Genomic DNA, 16148 nt, shown 5'->3' on the forward strand with positions numbered 1-16148 from the left:
GTTAAAGCGGTTGGTGTGCGGGGTAGGGTCAGGCACCTGACTGCAGATGCGAGCTGTAGCGGCACAGAGTAGATTGCGATGACAAGACAATTATGGGCACCCTCGGAGCAGAGCGTTGCGGCAGCGCGGGTTACCCACTTCCGTGAGTGGGTGAATGAGCATCAGCACTTAGCGCTTGGCGACTTTAACGCATTGTATCAGTGGTCTATTGCGGACTCGTCGAATTTTTGGCGTGAGGTCTGGGATTATTGCGCAGTGATCAGCTCCGCGCGCGGTGAACAGGTGCTGGCTAATGCCGACCAGTTTCCCGGTGCGAAATGGTTTCCACAGGCACGGCTGAATTTCGCTGAGAATCTGTTGCGTTATCGCGACGACAGGCCTGCGCTCATATCGTTGCTCGAATCCGGTGCCAGACGTGAGCTAAGCTATGCCGAGCTGTACGCGCAGGTAGAGCAGTTGGCCTCCAGTCTGCGAGCCAGCGGCGTGCGCCAGGGCGATCGTGTGGCGGGGTTCATGCCCAATATTGTGGAGACCGTGGTCGCCATGCTGGCAGCTACCAGTATTGGTGCCATCTGGTCATCCTGTTCCCCTGATTTTGGCCTTAGCGGGGTACTTGACCGATTCGGCCAGATCGCGCCTCGGGTACTGCTCGGTGGCGACGGCTATTTCTATAACGGTAAAGCCTGCGATTCACTGGAGCGGCTGGCCAACATCGCGCAACAGATTGACAGTATCGAATGTGTTGTCGTAGTGCCCGTGCTGTCCGCCGCCCCCGATCTGGGAACTATTCGTGACGCTATTTGCTATGCGGATTATTTGGACCCCGCGCCTGCGCCGCTGGTTTTCGAACAGTTGCCCTTTGACCACCCGCTCTATGTTATGTATTCATCCGGCACCACCGGGGTGCCCAAGTGCATTGTCCACGGTGCTGGCGGAACCCTTCTACAGCATCTGAAGGAGCACCAACTGCTGGTTGATCTGCGTCGTGAGGACGTATTTTTCTACTTCAGTACCTGTGGTTGGATGATGTGGAATTGGCTGGTATCGGGACTGGCTAGCGGTGCCACAGTGCTACTTTATGATGGTTCACCGTTTGCCGCTGAAGGTCAGTTTTTGCTGGATGCAATCGACAGCGAGAAAATCAGCATCTTTGGCACCAGTGCCAAGTATCTGGCGGCGCTGGAAAAGGCCGAGCTTAAACCTGCGCAGTCACATGATCTCTCCAGCTTACGGACGATATTGTCTACTGGCTCGCCGCTGTCTCACGAGAGCTTTGAGTTTGTTTATCGTGACTTCAAGTCGGACGTGTGCCTGTCCTCTATATCGGGTGGTACGGATATAGTGTCTTGTTTTGTTGGCGGTTGTCCGGTGCTGCCCGTGCATCTTGGCGAAATTCAGGCGCCGGGTCTGGGCATGGCGGTAGAAATTTGGGACGAGCAGGGTCGTTCAGTCCGCGAGCAGAAGGGTGAGTTAGTGTGCACCGCCCCCTTTCCCTGCGCACCGGTTATGTTTTGGAATGACCCGGAAGGTGATAAATATCGCAGTGCTTACTTTGAGCGCTTTCCCGGAATCTGGGCTCAAGGAGATTACGGAGAGATAACGGTCAGCGGTGGTCTAGTGATTCATGGGCGCTCTGATGCTGTACTAAATCCCGGCGGCGTGCGCATTGGTACTGCAGAAATATACCGTCAGGTGGAGCGACTCAGGGAAATCCAGGAGAGTATCGTTATCGGTCAGCAGTGGCGCGATGATGTCAGAGTCGTACTGTTTGTCGTGATGGCTGTCGGACAGGCCCTGGATGAGGCCCTTGAGGCGCGCATCAGGCAGTCTGTCCGCGAGCATACGACGCCCCGCCATGTACCGGCAAAAATTATTGCAGTGACGGATATCCCGCGCACGATCAGTGGCAAAATTGTGGAGCTGGCGGTCCGTAACGTTGTGCACGGGCTGCCAGTGAACAACACGGATGCTCTGGCTAATCCAGAGGCGCTTGCGCTGTACCGTGATTTACCCGGTCTACAGCAGGACTAATCGACCCATCCCAGCACGTCTCTGATGACCGACCAGCGCGGCTGACGCGGCGCGGCGGCACCGCCTTTCATCCAGTATTGATAGAGATCGTCAACGGTGCCGTCCTTGCGCTTCAGGTCGACCCAGTTATCCACAAACCGAGTCCATTCGCTATTATTGCGCGGCAGGGCATAGGCGGCGGGAATACCTACCGGAGTAGTTGGCAGTATTGTGGTGTACCCCGGGTAGCGGAAGCTATAAGCAGAGCCTTCTTCGGCCGTGAGCAGCAGCGCATCGGCGGGAGGCTGTTCACTGCTGAAAAATTCCTCTGCGCTCTCCAGCTGAATCACCTCAACCCTTGGCAAAATTTTCTTTAGCCTTGGCAAGAAATACTGACTGCTGACCAGAGCGACACGAATTTCCTTCTCGGCCAGCTCCTCGGAACTGAGCTTGAAGAGGCCGCGCTCGTGGTCGGGAATCACGAAAGCGAGTTTGAGGTCCAGGTAGGAGGCTGAGTAGGTGGCATCCAGATAGCGGTCCGGCAGGCTTGCAATACAGGACATTGCGATATCTATCTGACTGGTATCGAGCTGCCATCCCAGCTGATCAAAGCGGAACGGCACGAACTCGATGTCCACACCCAGGTCGATGGCCATGGCGCGCGCCATATCCGCATCAAAACCCACCACTTCGCGATTGGCGTTGAGGTAGGTGCAGGGCAGGTTTGCTTCGCGATAACCTACCCGCAATACGGCCCGATCAATGATGTCGTTGAGACGCTGATTCTCGCTTTCTGACACCCGCAGCGGGCTGGTTGCATATTCATAGACGGTAGCTTCAACGTCGGTCTCCGGTATGGTCAACTCTGCCAGAACCGCGCCATGCGCAGGCGGTGCCGGTACAAACAATTCAAAATAGCCGCGCAGGCCCAGCACCATGGCAAACACTGCTGCAGCGCTGATGCCCAAATAGCGCAGCATGGCGCTCCAACTCAGCTGCAGCCTGCCACAAATGGCGAGCGTGCCGATAACGCTGAGCACGATAATATGCAGTGCAGCCAGCATCGCACCAAAGCGACCTACCACAACCCCGGTCACCATAAATAGCTGAAACATGTCGATGGGAACGTGCAGCATATCCAGCATGTAGGGAACCGCCACATTGATACTCCCAAACAGGCTGAACAGCCCGTTGAAAGCCAGGGTCAGGCGCTGCTGGGCGTCTATGTCGGTATCGGTAAACCATGCTGCAAACAGAACGAACAGTAAGACCAGCATTTTTCCCAGAGAAGGGAAATTGAAGGATACCGGTACAATCACATCGATAGCTGCTGCCGATTCTTCTTCTGGCACCTGGTGGCGTGCCAGCAGTTGCTTACAGTTTTGGGCTATGAGGGGTAACACGACAAACTGATTGCCGGTTGCAAAGGCGGTGACCAGTGCGTCCTTGAAGGTATCTAATACCTCGCGGTAAGGAATTCCGGATACCGCGCTCACCAGGCCGGGAAATATCCAAAAGGTCACCAGCATTGATAACGCAATATAGGTTATTAGGTAAACCTGCACCCGGCCGAGCTCTTCTACGGTCATTGTGCCCGCAGCTGCGGCTGCGATAGCGAAGATGCCGATCGGAGTAAGCTGCACGATCATCCCATTGATGCGTCCGATGGCTTCGCTAAGGCCGTCGAAAATGCCTATGACCAGGTCCTTGTCTTTCACGGAAATCAGGGACACGCCCAGCAATATGCTGAACAGAACCACAGCGGGTATCAGGTTGTTGGTCAGTGAGTAAAAGATATTGGCCGGTACGTAGCGACTGAGCAAATCGTTGGTTGCCGCTTCTGGGTAATTAGGGCTGCTGAAAAAACTGGCGGATTTTAGCTCTGGGAATGCCAGCGCGGCGACGAAGATGAGTATCAGGGCCAGTACCCAGATCAGCGCTAGCACGGCGGAGCCGCGAATAACCAGAGTGCGGGTCTGGGCCATATCCATACGTCCAAAGCCCGCTATCAGAGACACCACAATATAGGGCAGCACGGTCATTTGTAGCAGTTGTATAAAAACGTCGCCCACAATCTTCAGTTTTGCGACGGATTCGCCAAAGAACAGACCGGTCAAAATGCCGGCGCCCAAGCCAATGAAAATGCGAGTAGAGAGACCCATAGCGATACTGTGATCAGGAAAAGCCACATGATAGAACGGGCTGGGTAAATAAACCAACGCGCGCTAGGGGACATTGTTTACTCTGTGCTCTCACCTATGGAGTTATAATCTGCGATCAGGGGGAACTACTATGCATAATAAGACGGCTCGAAGCCTATTTCTGTTGCTGCTGCTGACAACCAAGGGGTGGGCGGCACCACCCAATGTCATCGTTATCGTGGCAGACGACCTGGGTTGGTCGGACGTGGGTTATCACGGCAACGAGGTGATTCAGACACCATCGCTGGATCGGCTGGCGGCAGAAGGGGTGCAGCTGGACCGTTTCTATACCACCCCCATCTGCTCGCCGACGCGAGCGGGTTTGATGACCGGCCGCGACCCGATGCGGCTGGGTATTGTCTATGGCGTGATCATGGCGTGGCATACCACGGGCGTGCATCCGCAGGAGACTTTCCTGCCCGAGCTATTCCTGGATGCGGGTTATCAGACAGCGATGGTAGGCAAATGGCATCTAGGCCATGCGCAGCAGACCTATCATCCCAATGAGCGTGGTTTCCAGCACTTTTATGGTCATCTGCATACCGAGGTTGGGTTTTTTCCGCCCTTCGCCAATCAGGGCGGCAAGGACTTTCAGCGCAATGGTGTTTCTATCGATGCGGAGGGTTATGAAACTTTCCTGCTCGGCGATGAAGTTAGCCGCTATATACGTGAGCGTGATCAAGGTAAGCCATTCTTTGTCTATATGCCGTTTATTGCCCCGCATACACCGCTGGATGCGCCACAGGATCTGAAGGACAAGTACGCCGATATGGCGGATGACCGTGAGCCCGCCCGCAGCCTCAATACGGATCAAAGCCGCATGATCAGTCGACTCTCGGGGCGGCCTAGTGCGCGGCCCATGTATGCCGCTGTGGTTGATGGTATGGATCAGGCGATAGGACAGGTATTGGATACCCTGGATGCAGAAGGTATTGCCGACAATACTATTGTGCTGTTCTTCTCGGACAATGGCGGTGCTGCTTACGCAACCGGTGGTGCTGACAACGTGCCGCTGCGGGGCGGTAAAGGGGACACGTTTGAGGGAGGCATTCGTGTTGTGTCTGTGATGCGTTGGCCGGAGCAGCTCAAGGCCGGGCAAAAAATGACCTCAATTATGTCAATGATGGACGTGTTGCCGACCTTGGCAAGTGCGGCGGGTATCGACGCCAAGACTGAATTCCCGCTCGATGGTCGCGATATGTTACCGGCGATCCGTGATGGTGTAGCCATGCCGCGTCAGGATTATCTGTTTTTTGGCTCCGAGACGCCGATAAAGGGCCGCTTCAATCTGACCGCATTTAACGACGAGTGGAAATTGGTGCAGGAAATGGTGCACGGCCTTTCCAGCGTGCAGATCACTAATCATCTGTTTCGGATCAAGGATGATCCCTTTGAGTACAATAATCTGGCGACTCAGTATCCTGAAGTGGTTGCCGAGCTGGCGCGGGAGATTCATCACTGGCGCAGTTTATATCCGGTAGCGGGTACGCGGGCAGAGTTAGTGCCGCCGCCTGGCTGGCGCGGGCCGCTGGACTGGGCGACCTATCCCATTGGGCTGGATAAATTGCAGGCGCAGCCTGCTCCGGGTATGCCTCCGCCTTACGCTCTGGTGCCTCTGGATTGGCAGCACGGCGAAGCAGGTCGGCTCATTTATAATTGTGAGCCGTACCGAGTGCTTGGCGGAGGAATCTGTAAGTAGCAGCTGGGGTTTGTGGCCACCGGGGGTGGCCACAGGGAGCCGCACTAGCCAGGTCGCTTGCCGGTAATCAGGCCGCGAAACTTGTCGAGCAAGGTTTCGTATTTGTAGTCGGTAAATTCTCCGGCATCAAAAAACATGCCGTGCTTGTTGCAGACCTCATACCAGATGTGAATTTGGTTGGGATCGGAGGCTTTTTCCATGCAGTCACCGCAGCGTGGGCACTCTACGTCTTCAATCTCATTCCACTTCTTGCCGACTTCACGATCGCCAGTATCCAGCGCCTCGCCCATCCAGCGATCTTTAAGAGCTTCAGCTTCTCCACTATCAAACCACAGCCCCTGACATTCTGTGCAGCGGTCGACGGTGAGGTTGCCATAGGTTACTTCATGCATGCCATGGCGGCACTTGGGGCACTGCAGCGCATGAGTATCAGGATTGTATTCCATTGTTATTCCTATTAGTCGTTTACCGGAGCCTTGTATTTTAGGCGAGTCAGGGGAAAAGTATAGCCGAAAAATGCCATACTCGCTCGACCTTGGATGGCACCGGTGGCTGGCGGTGCTGTGACCTCATGCTAGAATCGACAAACGCCCTGAACTGAAGAAAAACAATGCTCAAACAGTTAGCTGATATCCATCCCCTGTTGCCTGATGCCGGGCTGTTATTGCTATTGATAGCAGTGGCTCTGATTGCTTACTGGGTGGCGGCCAATATATTTGTAGCGGCCTTGCATGTGGTTGCCAAAAAGACGGCACATACCTGGGATGATTCGTTCATTGTGTTCGGCGTCGGACGGCGTCTGGCGCAGATGGTGCCTGCGTTCATCATTTATATTGGCGTTAATTGGATGCCTATACTGGAGCCGGGCGTTACGGAGGTGCTGCTGAACGTCACTTCCGCGTATATGATTCTTGTGGTTTGTTTCACGTTGACGGCGATACTCAGCGCCTTGAATCATATTTATGAGTCAAGTCCGGTTTCGCGGCAGCGTCCCATGAAGGGCTTCGTTCAGCTGTTACAGATCGTTATCATCATCGTTTCCATGCTGTTGTTTATCTCTGCGTTGATGGATCGCTCGCCGGTTATCCTTTTGAGTGGCTTTGGCGCCATGACGGCGGTGTTACTGTTGGTGTTCAAGGACACCATTTTGTCGTTGGTCGCGAGCGTACAGCTATCCGCCCAGGATATGGTGCGTGTGGGTGACTGGATTGAGGTTCCGCAGTTTGGTGCTGACGGCGATGTTGTGGATGTTGAGTTGCATACGGTTAAAGTTCAAAACTTTGACAAAACCATCACCACCGTACCAACACATCGCCTGATTTCCGACTCTTTCAAAAATTGGCGCGGTATGTCGGAGTCTGGCGGACGGCGTATCAAACGCAGCTTGAGCCTGGATGCGACCAGCGTGCATTTTCTCAGCGCAGATGAGGCCGCCAGCTGCCGCCGTTTCGAGTTGCTGACAGATTATCTCGACGGTAAAACCAACGAGTTGGACCGTTACAATGACGCTCGCAATCAGACGGTCGACCAGCGCCGCTTAACTAATATCGGTACCTTTCGCGCTTACATCTATTGCTATCTGAAGAGCCACGAGCAGGTGCGCAAGGATATGACGCTGCTGGTGCGGCAGCTTCCCTCCGGACCCGAAGGTATCCCTATTGAGCTCTATTGCTTCACTAGCACCACGGCCTGGTCCGAGTATGAGGGTATTCAGGCCGACATCTTTGATCACTTGCTGGCGATCATCCCTGAGTTTGGGCTGCGTATTTATCAGCACCCTGCCGGCTCAGACCTGGCGCGGTTATACCCCGGGTAGTGCGGCCAGAATACGATTAGCTGCCTGGTCGTAGGTTGCCTGCTCCTGAGAAGCATTGTCCTTCAGTTTGCTCTCGATGACGCTGCGCCAGACCGATTGCTGCAGCTCGGGATCGATCAGGTCTACAATAAAGGTGCCCTGTGTGTACTGGCGTACGGTAGTTTCCGTGCCGCCGCAGCTCCAGCATGAGTACATGGAATGACGGTTGTAAGCACCATAGCGTCCGTAGGAAGCACCGTAACTACTGCCAGTATTAGTCGTGCGGACATCGGTCTTGTCCTGACCCACCAAATGCCAGGTTAGCAGTACATCAGCCTGTTGCGCGTCATCGACAAATTGGTAGCCCTTGGCTTCTGCAACCTGCCGAATAGCCAGGTCGATGCGATCACGCGTGATGTCGCTGATGTAACGACCGGAGAGATCACCGGAAACCTGTCCGGAGTTGGGCATAAAACTAATGGTCTTGTTAGGCGAAAAATCGTAGTCAGATTTAAAGTCGACGGTGGGCTCGGGTGGCGCACTGGCGCACGCTGTGATGAATGTTCCAAGCAGCGCTAGCAAGGCGAGGCGCAACGGATATTTAGCTATGTTCATGTAGATTTCTCCAAAATAGGTGCGAATTTTGTATTGGCGAGGCGGCAGTGAAAGAGACTGTCGGGCTCTGGGTACGATTAATTCAACCACGCCCCTGCATGGCGGTCAGAATATCATGGATACAACGCTGACGTGCTATCTTTGGGACTTGCGGCAGTTGCAGCTGTGGTCCCGAAATAGCGGCGGAGCTGGAGTGTTATCAATTAGCCGACGGCGTCGGCGGAGGTAGTAGTGAAGACGTATCAAGCACAATTCCCCCTGGCGCTGCGCGCTTTGAACCGGCTGGGAGCTTTGGCTAGTGGAATGGGAGTGGAGCTGATCGGGCTCGACCGCGACACCCTGCTGAAAAGAGCAACTACGGCTGCCGGTAGCAGCGATTTCGGTACAGAAGAGTTTATTGCGAATCTGGACAGACTGCTTGCAAGCCTTAGTAGCGAGGGTAAGTTGACGACATTCGGTCGTTTGATAGCGCGCACTGACCTGCAGCGAACCTTGCAAAACCGTCTGCAGATCACGGCCCTGTGTGCGGAGCATCCGGAAATTGAGGCAGCGCCAGTAATCCAGCCGATATTTGTGGTCGGTCCGCCGCGTACCGGCACCACCATATTTCACGATCTGTTGGCGCTGGACCCCGCTAATCGTGTACCGATGGCTTGGGAAACGGCGTACCCGATGCCGCCGCCAGAGACTGCAACCTATAACAGCGATCCTCGTATCGCTCGCGTCGATGCTGACTTGGCGCGTGTTGATCAGTTCATTCCCGAATTCAAGAAAATGCATCCGATGGGGGCGCAGCGAGCGCAGGAGTGCGTGAGCATTACTTCGCACGAGTTTGCCTCGATGATATTCAATACGCAGTTTCGTGTTCCCAGTTATGAGGACTGGGTTATGGAGGCTGATATGAGTGCGGCGTTGCGTCAGCACCGGCGTTTTCTGCAGGTGCTGCAGTGGAAAGCTCCGGGTCAGCGCTGGGCCCTGAAATCGCCGCAGCATATTTGGCATATGGACCAGCTGCTGAAGGAGTATCCGGACGCGCGAATTGTGCAGACACATCGTGATCCGGCGCGGATTCTGGTTTCTATTTCCAGTCTGGTGGCCACGCTGCGCGGTCTTGCCAGTGATGCGGTGGACGTCGCGGAAATAGCGCGGGGGTACAGTGCCGGGCTGGAACTTGGGTATCGTAAGATGATTGAGGTGCGAGAGCAGGGTTTGTTGCAGGATGCGCAAGTGATCGATCTGCACTTTCGCGATTTTGTTAGCGATCAGGTGGGCACGGTGCGCAGAGCCTACCAACATTTTGGTTTGCAGCTTGATGCCGTGGCGGAACAGCGAATGCGGCAATTTCTTGATGATAATCCGGCTGACAAGCATGGCAAACACAGTTACAACCTTGAGGATATCGGTATGAATGAAAACGATATTCGTCAGCAGTTCGCGTTTTACACCGATTATTTTAAGGTGGCCCAGGAGCCCTTAAAACAGTAGTACTGTTTCTTTTTTGTTAGATCTGACACTTCTTCCTGCGCACGCAGTAGCTCTGGGTTTACCGCCTATGTTTTAATGGCAGCTGCCGTGACCAGCTTTTAAAAGACTACTCTGGGTGAAAGATTGATCCTTCAAGCGCTGATTTTTTCTTTGCTGCTGACCTACTGCAGTATCACTGTCTGTCGTCGATTGGGTCTGATGGATGTGCCTGGTGGCCGTAAGGATCACGCCGGTGACATTCCGCTGGCCGGTGGCATCGCCATTTTCCTGACCGTGGTGCTAATCAGCGTTACGCAGCAGGTCACCGTTTTCTCCGAACAGCTGCTCTGGGTGGCAGCTTTGCTATTCCTTATAGGTGTGATCGATGATGCGCTGCATATTAATCCATGGCTGCGGTTGGGGGTGCATTACTTCTGCGGAATACTGATGGCCACCGCTGCGGGCATCGCGATTATCCAGGTGGGCGATCTACTGACTTTCGGTACTATTGAGTTATTGCTGCTCTGTGTGCCCCTGACCGCGCTAGCGGCGGCGGGTTTGTGCAATGCTTTTAATATGATTGATGGTCTCGACGGACTGGCGGCGGGACTGGTATTGATCCCATTGCTGTTACTGGCGTTTCTGGCCTGGCAGGCGGGTCACCCCATGTTGCCTGCGCTGCTTATTATCGCGGTGCCGGTGATGGTATTTCTGCTATTTAACCTAGGCCCTAACAGGGTCTGGCTACCGCAGATATTTCTGGGTGATGCCGGCAGCGTCACATTGGGCTTTTTGCTCACTGCAGCATTGGTCACCCTGTCTCAGGGGCAGGCGGCGTTGATTGCCCCGGTGACGGCGTTATGGTTGGTGACCGTGCCGCTGATGGATATGCTGGCAACCATGCTGCGCCGCATGCGTCAGGGGCGGAGTCCGTTGCACCCTGATCGCCTGCACCTACACTATGCGCTGCTGGACGCAGGGTTTTCACCGCGTCAGGTTCTGCTGCTATTGCTAGCTTACGCGCTCTGCTGCGCCGGATTGGGACTGGTCTTAGAGGCATTGCCGGCCAGTGTCAGCCTGCTGCTTTATCATCTGATGTTTCTGTTGCACTGCCTGTTTGTTACCCGTGGCCTGGAGCGCATTTGTGCCACGCATGAGCCTGCCTGATGCTATTCCTGTCAGATTGCCTGGTTGTCTTCAGCCAGTGCCGCGGTGATGGCCGCGAGGTATTCTGTCACCACTAACTGTTGACTGTAGTTTTCCGCTACATGCTGCCTGGCAGCTATTCCCATTTGTTGGCGTTGGTTAGCGTCGGTGGTGCTCATTTCGAGTAATGCCTGGTGCAGACTGTCGCTGTCTGCAGGAGCACACAGTAGCCCGGTGCGGCCGTGTTCTACTACCTGACGGGAGCCGGGTACGTTACAGGCGATGACCGGAATCTGCATAGCGCCAGCCTCTAGCAGTGAGCGCGGTAAGCCTTCGCGATAGGATGGCAGCACCAAACAGTCGGATTGCGCCAGGAATTCCTCGGGCTGGTCTGTAGCGTCAAACCAGGTGATGCCAGGCAGACTGTCCCATTGCTTCAGTTGCTGCGCACCGATAGCGCTGTTGTTGGCTGCGTCACTGAAGCCAACCAGCCAGAGTTCGGCGGGCTGACTTTGCTGTAGACGCGTAAAGGCTTCGATCAACTCATAGACACCCTTATCCTTTAGCATGCGGCCCAAAAATAGAAAGCGAAACGGTCGTGCTTCTGGTTTGCTAATCGGACGTGGGCTGAAGCGCTCTATGTCGACCCCTGAACCGGGTATGCGGCGCAGTTTTTGAGCCGGTACCAGATCTTCGCGAATGAGAAAATCATGGTCCTCACTGTTCTGGCAGAAAACCGCGAAGGCGCGTGGTTGGCTGACTCTGTATAGCAGACGCACTATTTGCTGGGTTATACCCGCGTGCATAAAGGCGGTCCCTAGCCCCGACACATTATTGACTGCAGGAATACCCAGTAGCGATGCGGCAAGCGTGCCATACAGATTGTTTTTGATAGTGAAATGGAGCACCACCGAAGGGCGTAGCTTGCGATAGAGCCGCCAGAGACGCAGCATCAGCAACGCATCGCTGAGCGGATGGCTGCCCTGGTTGTCCATTTTGAGCTCATGGTAATCAGCGCCAGTGGCCTCCTGCAGGCGCTGGCTGTAGGCATCACTGGGAGCTACGCAGATGACTTGGTAGCCCTGTTGTTGAAGTGCGGCGATAGTCGCCTGGCGATAGTTGTACAGATACCAGGAGGTGTTGGCGCATAGAACGATGCAGGGTTTCATCAGCCAGGGCTAACGGCTGGCTGCTGCACCGCCTCGCCACATTCCTGCATATTGGCGCTGTGCCAGCCATAGTGCTCTGATAGTGAACGCTGATGCTGCAACAGCTGTTCCAGATTGTGCAGCTGGCGTTGGCGGTGGAGTCCAAAATTGTGTGGGTGCCACCACAGATGATAGTCACTATTCTGTCGCGCTGCCGCCGTCATTTCGCGTCTGATGCGGCGCAGGTGCAGCGGGTAGATAGCAGCCCAGCTGGGGCTCCAGGGACGCAGAAAACGGCTGCCGGGCAGGTTGAGTGGTGTAGCAGCAGGTTCATCATTGGCGTCCGCCGGACCGGTCAGAGGCAGTAGCGAGTCGGCCAGTCGCAGCGCTCGAATGCCGCGGTTGAGTGTTCCGCTGGGTCGCTCTCGATAAAGCGGGTGAGAAGGGTTGCCGCGAAAGTTATAGATTCCCAGCGCCGGCAGCGCTGCGAGATGTTCTTCGGCGAGCTGGTTGCGTGCAAACACCAGGCTGCGCGCATTCAGGTTTCGTTGGGCGAACAAAGTGATGGCCGCGGTCATGTCGCCGACAAAGCCTGCGGCACTGGCGCCTGGTTCAAGACAGCAGTAATGGCTAAGGGTATGGCTGGCCAGCTCCTGGCGTTCAACGCTAATGATCTGTTGGACGAGGTCACCCCCAAAATGCAGAGGATCGTTGCGCGCATCGTCGCCGACCTGACGTGCCACGTAGCTGACTAGCGCGTGATGATGCGGATCCTGCCCCTCGGTGGCCTCGCTGGCGCTGGCTATGGCTGCCTGCATCTCGGTTTTGTTCTGGGCCAAGAGTAAACCGACTGTGGCCCAGGTGGCGGCAATTTTGTACCGCTCAAATAGTTGCAGCAAGCACGGTATTGCCTGATGCGCGCCGACAATATTGGGGCGGTAGTCACCGCTGCGCTGGCTGTCACGCATGCCCCACATCAGTTCGAAGTCCAGAGAGATGATAAAGCGTCCTGACATGGCTAGCGTACCTTGATCCGGCCCAGTGAACGCTCCACAGCCTTGCGAGAGTAGTTCACCATTTCACCGAGCAAGGGTCCTGGATCGTTAGCGTCCCAGAGGGGGCCTGCCCGACGCGCGCGCGCAGAGTGTTGCAACTCTGCCGGTCTGGGTGACGGTAAAATCCAGCGATCGCCATGCCAGGCATAAAAGCAGCGTGACCAGGTGTGCTTGATTAAGAAGCGCGAGAGCCCGAGGACGATGGTTAGTGCTTTGCTCATAGGTCACGGCCCGTTAATTGACAAGCTATGCGATAGACGAAACCGCGTCGCAACCAGAAAATACCGATGACAATGGCGATAATCAGCAGGGGCATGACCTGCATGCGCCAGCGAAACAGGGCACCGATGTTAGTGGTGGCTGACACCAGCATTAGCATCACGCCTAATGCAAATACCAGTAACGGAAAGGCATTGTGGCGGTCTAGCCATAACCAGTGTAAACCCTTGGCCAGATGCGGGAGCAGGAGGATACCGACGATGGCCTCCGGCAACGCCATCAGCTGTCGCACACTGCCAATGTCGGTCGGGTTCATGGTGATGAAAAAGAACATGACTCCCTTTAAAAAACCGAAGATATCGGCGAACAGGTCGGCCCCACCCCAAGTGGCAATGGCCTCGGGCTCGAACAGCGCGCCAGAGCCATGGTCGCCCATGCTGACTCGTATATGATTGATATACTCGAGGTCGGTGTAAATAGAGTTAGAAAAATAGTCCACACCAAACCAGCCGAACCCGTATAGCATCGGCACCACCGCCAGTGTCGCCAGACCTATCCAGCTGCCAGCACGTGGCACTCTATAGGGGGTGAAAAATATGAAGCTGATGGCGATAAACCCGATTCCCACAAAGAACATATATTCCCGAATACCCAGAAAAACCGTAAGTGCCAATATTACTAATGCCAACCATAACGGCGTGAAATGTTGGCGCAGACGAATGGTTCCCAATACCAGCGTCGACATCATCAGAATGGCCACTGGATCCTTCAGCATCAGGCATGACCAATAGATAAAGGAAGGGAATAGCGCGACCATTAATGCTGACAATCGCGCGACGCGGGAACTGTTTGATACGGTAAGTGCCAGCTTGAAAACGACGATGACTGTGAGGCAGCTGAAACCGACATTAAGCAGTTGAATCAGTATCGGATGTGGCCCAAATAGGTAGTAAACCAAACCGGTAAATTGAAACCAGCCGTTGTCTACCCAATTGGCTCCGTTGAAATAGCCGGCTTCCATTTCCTGCATAATGACCAGACCGAACCGATGGTAACGCTCTGAATCGGGTGACAAGCGCAGCAGTCGAATGGCATCTGTTGCCCACATCAGGCCTACCGCGCCTAACCGCACTAGCAATGCGGCGACCACCAGACGTTGCAGGTATAGCAGATCTGCACGCTTTTTTTGGTAGTCGGCGGGAGGCAAGCTCAAACTCTAGGCCTCAGCAGTTTGCCCGGGTCCCGCAATAGATTCCGCATTTGCTGATGCCGGTAGCCGACGCGGTCGATCAGCGCGGCTAAGCTTGGTCGTCTGTGTTTAAGATCCATCATGTACAGGAAGCGTCGCGTTGCGCTATCGGGTTGCGATAATTGCGCCTCCGGTGCCATCAGTTGGTCCAGCAACTGCTGGAAAAGGCGATAATGACTGCCGCAAAGAGATTCTATTAGTGTCACGTCAAGTGCGGCGCCGCCGGCATTCAGCTGGGCTCGGCAGTCCAGTGCCTGAGGTAGCGGAAAGTGGTAGCGGCTGCGGCCACCATCACTGGCGAACTTGCCGAGTATCGCGATAACGATAGCCAGCTCCGGTGTGGGTACTGTGAAACGGGCACCGTGACTATCGTGTTGCTCCAGCAGACTTGCAATCAGTTGCCTGGTCAGCCGGTGCTGCCAGCGTCGCGGCAGCGGGTGGCGATGTAATTCCAGACTGAAGCCCTGACCAGTGCAGGTCAGGGGCGGGTAGTGGTGATGGTGCCGAAATTGATGCAGTAAAGCCCGCTGAAGGTCCGGGTTGCTGGTCCCGCGTAGCTCTATGCCGTTGTCAGTGTTAACCGACTCACAGAATTGGTAGCCCTGTGCTTGCAGCACCCCCAGCGCCTCGAACTCTTGGTCCGGGGCTACCATAAGATCTATATCCAGCTGTCTGCGAAAACCCGTCGAGGGGTGTAGTTGGGTCAGAAGGCCGGCTGTCCCCTTAAAGAAAACAGGTGTAATAGCGGCGTCATTCAAGGCGCGGCTGATTTTGATGGCGGCGGCTTTGATACTGAGATTTCTGACCACATTGTCGCGCAATGCCGCTTCCAATGTCTGCAGGGTAGAGCCGGGCACTGCATGGCGGAGCGGGCCTTGCTCGAGCATGTGTCCTAGAGCGGGGTCGACGTTATATTTCTGGCTCAATGCGGCGATAGCACCCCAATCGAGTCTTCTGGTTCCTTCGATTGTCGCGGGCCGCCTGAGGTCGGGAGACAGTAAATGGCACAGATCGCGAAAGGCCGTTGCAGAGGGAAACAGGTTTTGCGAGGCAGCAATCACAGCGAACGATCCAACATCTGCAGTTGTTGTCTTGATCGTTGCCAGCGGGCGTCATAATCGCTCAGTCTGGCTTTCTCTCTCAAGTAACGACTCCAGTCTCGGCGATGGCCAGGGCGCGCCGTGAGTGCTCGCCACTGCAGCTCGAAACTGCGCTGTAAATAGTCGCTGCTTAGCTGCGGGTCGGTCGCCCACAGTGCCTGCCAGCGTAATAGTTCAGCGGCGGCCTGCAGATAGTCTGGATGGCTCGCATCGAGTCGTCTGGCCAGTGTTAGCTGCTGCCTCACTCGGTTTACTCTGACCGGCTGTGGCTGGTAGGACTGGCGCCGCCAGAAACTCAATTCAGTGCTGATGGCGCTGTACTGAAGCTCTGCCCAGCCCATGCGCACTGTCTGCGAGAGCGCGAACAGCAGGAGCAGTGTGAGCGGCAGGAGTACTAGCAGGCGCAGCTTTAGACTAATCATGCGGCGTTGGTTGCGGCAATAGATG

At 55.2% G+C, this 16148-nt stretch carries 14 protein-coding genes; 5 read left to right on the top strand and 9 right to left on the bottom strand.

The window, feature by feature from the left end:
- The first annotated feature begins 78 nt into the window (after positions 1-78).
- A complete protein-coding gene (locus EYC98_RS05710; RefSeq protein ID WP_279244348.1) occupies positions 79-2031 on the top strand; it encodes an acetoacetate--CoA ligase in 1953 nt (650 codons plus the stop codon).
- On the opposite strand, the gene EYC98_RS05715 is transcribed toward EYC98_RS05710, so the two are convergent.
- On the bottom strand, positions 2028-4172 hold the full coding sequence (locus EYC98_RS05715) for a cation:dicarboxylate symporter family transporter (protein ID WP_279244349.1): 2145 nt from the start codon (positions 4170-4172) through the stop codon (positions 2028-2030). The genes EYC98_RS05710 and EYC98_RS05715 overlap by 4 nt on opposite strands.
- Positions 4173-4302: 130 nt before the next feature.
- On the opposite strand from EYC98_RS05715, the gene EYC98_RS05720 reads away from it, so the two are divergent.
- Positions 4303-5910 (top strand): sulfatase-like hydrolase/transferase, encoded by a 1608-nt coding sequence (locus tag EYC98_RS05720; protein WP_279244350.1) that lies wholly within the window; start codon positions 4303-4305, stop codon positions 5908-5910.
- Positions 5911-5954: 44 nt separating this feature from the next.
- Here the strand turns inward: EYC98_RS05720 and EYC98_RS05725 are convergent, their stop codons facing one another.
- Positions 5955-6356, bottom strand: a complete 402-nt coding sequence (locus EYC98_RS05725; protein ID WP_279244351.1) for a zf-TFIIB domain-containing protein — start codon at positions 6354-6356, stop codon at positions 5955-5957.
- Between the two features lie 164 nt (positions 6357-6520).
- Between EYC98_RS05725 and EYC98_RS05730 the strand changes: the two genes are divergently transcribed.
- Complete coding sequence (locus EYC98_RS05730) at positions 6521-7726, top strand: mechanosensitive ion channel family protein (RefSeq protein WP_279244352.1); 1206 nt, start codon at positions 6521-6523, stop codon at positions 7724-7726.
- Here EYC98_RS05730 and EYC98_RS05735 read toward each other — a convergent pair.
- A complete protein-coding gene (locus EYC98_RS05735) occupies positions 7712-8320 on the bottom strand; it encodes a DUF4136 domain-containing protein (RefSeq protein WP_279244353.1) in 609 nt (202 codons plus the stop codon). The two genes, EYC98_RS05730 and EYC98_RS05735, sit on opposite strands and share 15 nt — an antisense overlap.
- A gap of 231 nt (positions 8321-8551) precedes the next feature.
- On the opposite strand from EYC98_RS05735, the gene EYC98_RS05740 reads away from it, so the two are divergent.
- Positions 8552-9805 carry a sulfotransferase family protein gene (locus EYC98_RS05740; RefSeq protein ID WP_279244354.1) on the top strand — a complete coding sequence of 418 codons (1254 nt, stop codon included), beginning with the start codon at positions 8552-8554 and terminating at the stop codon, positions 9803-9805.
- 123 nt (positions 9806-9928) lie between these two features.
- The gene (locus EYC98_RS05745) at positions 9929-10951 is read left to right on the top strand and encodes an MraY family glycosyltransferase (protein ID WP_279244355.1); all 1023 of its coding nucleotides are present in this window, start codon (positions 9929-9931) and stop codon (positions 10949-10951) included.
- Between the two features lie 11 nt (positions 10952-10962).
- Here EYC98_RS05745 and EYC98_RS05750 read toward each other — a convergent pair whose 3' ends face one another.
- Genes EYC98_RS05750 through EYC98_RS05775 form a run of 6 tightly spaced genes read right to left on the bottom strand, consistent with a single transcriptional unit; the run spans position 10963 to position 16123 of the window.
- Complete coding sequence (locus EYC98_RS05750; protein WP_279244356.1) at positions 10963-12099, bottom strand: glycosyltransferase family 4 protein; 1137 nt, start codon at positions 12097-12099, stop codon at positions 10963-10965.
- Positions 12099-13094 carry a polysaccharide deacetylase family protein gene (locus tag EYC98_RS05755; protein ID WP_279244357.1) on the bottom strand — a complete coding sequence of 332 codons (996 nt, stop codon included), beginning with the start codon at positions 13092-13094 and terminating at the stop codon, positions 12099-12101. The genes EYC98_RS05750 and EYC98_RS05755 overlap by 1 nt, the downstream gene beginning before the upstream one ends.
- A 2-nt stretch (positions 13095-13096) precedes the next feature.
- Complete coding sequence (locus EYC98_RS05760; RefSeq protein ID WP_279244358.1) at positions 13097-13354, bottom strand: hypothetical protein; 258 nt, start codon at positions 13352-13354, stop codon at positions 13097-13099.
- The gene (locus tag EYC98_RS05765; protein WP_279244359.1) at positions 13351-14565 is read right to left on the bottom strand and encodes a glycosyltransferase family 39 protein; all 1215 of its coding nucleotides are present in this window, start codon (positions 14563-14565) and stop codon (positions 13351-13353) included. The genes EYC98_RS05760 and EYC98_RS05765 overlap by 4 nt, the downstream gene beginning before the upstream one ends.
- Positions 14562-15662, bottom strand: a complete 1101-nt coding sequence (locus EYC98_RS05770) for a nucleotidyltransferase family protein (RefSeq protein WP_279244360.1) — start codon at positions 15660-15662, stop codon at positions 14562-14564. Before EYC98_RS05770 ends, EYC98_RS05765 begins: the two co-directional genes overlap by 4 nt.
- Positions 15659-16123 carry a hypothetical protein gene (locus EYC98_RS05775; RefSeq protein ID WP_279244361.1) on the bottom strand — a complete coding sequence of 155 codons (465 nt, stop codon included), beginning with the start codon at positions 16121-16123 and terminating at the stop codon, positions 15659-15661. The genes EYC98_RS05770 and EYC98_RS05775 overlap by 4 nt, the downstream gene beginning before the upstream one ends.
- Positions 16124-16148 lie beyond the last annotated feature (25 nt).

Origin of the sequence: Candidatus Litorirhabdus singularis, assembly GCF_026262625.1 — a bacterium.
Classification (GTDB): domain Bacteria; phylum Pseudomonadota; class Gammaproteobacteria; order Pseudomonadales; family Halieaceae; genus Litorirhabdus; species Litorirhabdus singularis.